4 protein-coding genes and 2 pseudogenes are annotated in these 2,558 nt (G+C 32.1%); 3 read left to right on the forward strand and 3 right to left on the reverse strand.

What is annotated here, in order from left to right:
- On the reverse strand, positions 1-204 hold a 204-nt coding region (locus JUJ52_RS22740; RefSeq protein ID WP_228089225.1), incomplete at its 3' end, for a hypothetical protein.
- 288 nt (positions 205-492) lie between these two features.
- Positions 493-654 (reverse strand): annotated as a pseudogene (locus JUJ52_RS22745) (helix-turn-helix domain-containing protein); the annotation flags it as partial.
- A gap of 24 nt (positions 655-678) precedes the next feature.
- Here JUJ52_RS22745 and JUJ52_RS22750 point away from each other — a divergent pair.
- The 3 genes and pseudogenes from JUJ52_RS22750 to JUJ52_RS22760 all read left to right on the forward strand — a co-directional run.
- Complete coding sequence (locus JUJ52_RS22750; RefSeq protein ID WP_255637852.1) at positions 679-1,068, forward strand: recombinase family protein; 390 nt, start codon at positions 679-681, stop codon at positions 1,066-1,068.
- Positions 1,069-1,346: 278 nt separating this feature from the next.
- Positions 1,347-1,964: a hypothetical protein gene (locus JUJ52_RS22755; protein WP_121605956.1), complete on the forward strand. Its 618-nt coding sequence runs from the start codon at positions 1,347-1,349 to the stop codon at positions 1,962-1,964.
- A gap of 21 nt (positions 1,965-1,985) precedes the next feature.
- A pseudogene (locus JUJ52_RS22760) lies at positions 1,986-2,109 on the forward strand (protein rep); the annotation flags it as partial.
- Positions 2,110-2,142: 33 nt separating this feature from the next.
- On the opposite strand, the gene JUJ52_RS22765 reads toward JUJ52_RS22760, so the two are convergent.
- Positions 2,143-2,466, reverse strand: coding sequence for a hypothetical protein (locus JUJ52_RS22765; protein ID WP_228089226.1), 324 nt, complete (start codon positions 2,464-2,466; stop codon positions 2,143-2,145).
- Between the last annotated feature and the right edge of the window lie 92 nt (positions 2,467-2,558).

The following is a 2,558-nucleotide window of genomic DNA, read 5'->3' on the forward strand; positions in this document are numbered from 1 at the left end:
AGTTAATATAATAGATATTATAAAACAAAACAAACCTATTAAAAGTGCGTATCTTATCTCTATCCCCATTTTATGTAATATTCCTACAGGTAAAGGTCCAGATTCTGGTGGACGTATATTAAATTCAGTCCAAATGGTTGAAACGATAAGAATGATTATAGCATAACCTAGAATCAGAAAAATCCCCCTAGATATATTAAGCATATTAATTTCCACCTTTTTATACACAAGTCTATACAATTATAATTGCTTTACTTACTTAAATTAATTACCATTTTTTCCACTGCCTATAACTCTTCTTCCAATACACTTACCAACTTTATCCTTTTTGACAGCATCAATATCATTCCAGATACGTAACATTTTATAAGATAATAGACTCTAAACTTCCTTCCTTTTTATCTAATTTAGCCCAGGTAGGGGTACGGAAACGATTCGTGGATTGAGGGTCCACTCTGGTAAATATTTACTTTTTTGTGTAGTTGGTTTCTTTTACCTATCTTCAGACAGTTTTCTGTACAAAGCTGACCTTGATACATTTGTGATCTTACAAATTTTTTTCACTGTCATGTTTTCCTCTTTGTAAAACTCTACAGCATAGTTAATGCCTTCATGTTTCGAATGATACTTTTTGACTCGACCTCTATATTTTCCACTATTACCAGGATGGGTAGATCTATGAATGAAACATTAAAGGAATATGAGTGGTTTGTAGAAAATGGAGTGCAATTAAAATTCTTAAAAGAACCAATGATTAATACATCTGACGAAGAGGACGATATAATAAAACAAGCTATCCAAAAAGTGATTTTAACGGTATTAGCTGCGTTTGCCGAAAAAGAAAGGTTGGATATTAAAACAAGGCAGGATGAAGGAATAGAAGAAGCAAAAGCCAAAGGAAGACACTTAGGACGGCCAAAAGCTAAGGTTACACCTGAGGTGAAACAAGCCTATGATTTATGGATTAACAATAAGATTACAGCTGTTGAGGCTATTGATCGTTCTAAAGTATCTAAGACTACATTTTATAAACTTGCTAAAGAGTTAAAGTCAAGGGAAGAGAGCTAGATTCAAATCTATATGATGAAAAAGTGAGTTAAAAAACTCACTTTTTCATCCTGTAATTACTTGTTAGTAATTGTTTTTACTGCTTTAAAAACACCATAAGCAACAAGTGCAATAATTAAGATCATAATAAAAATGACTGGCCAATTAAACTGAGTAAGCATGGTTTAAACCTCCATTGTTGAGATTGCTAATATTTGTTAAATAAATTATACTAGAATTATACATCATATTTTAGATTTAAAGAAGTAAAAAAACAGCATGGGGGTTAGGTTAGAAAGATGAAAAAAATTTTTATCTTAGCAGTTGCGTTTTTTGCATTATTTTTAGTAGTACAGCCTGCATTTGCAGAACAAAGAGAAGGACAAGTTTCGTCTGATAAGACTAGTGAATTAAGTCAATCAGATATTGAACAAAAGTTATTAGAGATTGATAGTAAATATGATGTGGGAGATATGTTAAGCAAGGAAGATAGTCAGTTTATTGAAGAATATGGGAGTGTTCCAGAACAAGTAGGATCTATACAATTATTTAGAACAAAAAAAATCTCGGGATCAGGAAAAAATGGAAAACATAAAGCTTCTCTTTCTGGTTCTATATCTGCATCTACAGGACTTACATATGGGAAGTTTAGTGGAAACTTTACTACGAAGGTAACTTCTTCAAAAACACCAAGTAGTATAAAGAATACATTAAGTCATACAGCTTATGGTTATAACGGAGGAATTAATGTATTGCATAAAGTTTACAACAAAACTTTATCAAAAACTTGTAAAAAGAAAAAATCATGTAATTTTAATAATGGGGATAGATATAGCGGAGCGGTCGCTTATCATACTACTATAAGTAAAGCTTTTATAAAATTTTCGGATGGTAAAGATATAGTAATTATGCCGTAATAAAATGAACAAAAAGGAGCAGGCATTTTGAAGGATATTCATAAAGAGCTGAACCATTGATGAGGAAGACGATGAGGTGGTAAATGAAGCCTTTGAAGTCATGGCTTATTGGCATCCCGGCATTAATAATTACATAATCAAGTAAGAAAAGCAGGACCGTGGGGTCTACTTTTTCGTTTTAAGGTGCTGTTCCACAATTAACCTTGTATTCGCCCTCTGTTACCTTCTTCGAATAACAGAGATACGGAGTTTGACCAGTTTCACTTTTCCAAGCATTGAATAACATCAAAGAATAAAGGCTTCCTGATGATTTGTCACTCTCCCTTTTCTGAAGGATTGTGAAATAGCTTTGGTATGGGTATCCCATTTTATAAATTTCGTGTCTTATGGCTCCTTTTTCTGAAGAATCATTGAAATAAACTGGTGAAAGGGGAGGCATTAAAATTAATATGATTAGCACTGTTACTAAAATAGATAGCATTATTTTGGTCCTTCTTTTCATTTTTTCCTCCCAGTACTATTTATTTAAGTAATCAATTCAATAATGGATTATATTGGAAATAAAGTAAAGCTAACTTTTGTGTCTATTTGAGT

It is taken from the genome of Virgibacillus sp. AGTR, assembly GCF_016919725.2.
GTDB lineage: Bacteria > Bacillota > Bacilli > Bacillales > Amphibacillaceae > Virgibacillus > Virgibacillus salarius.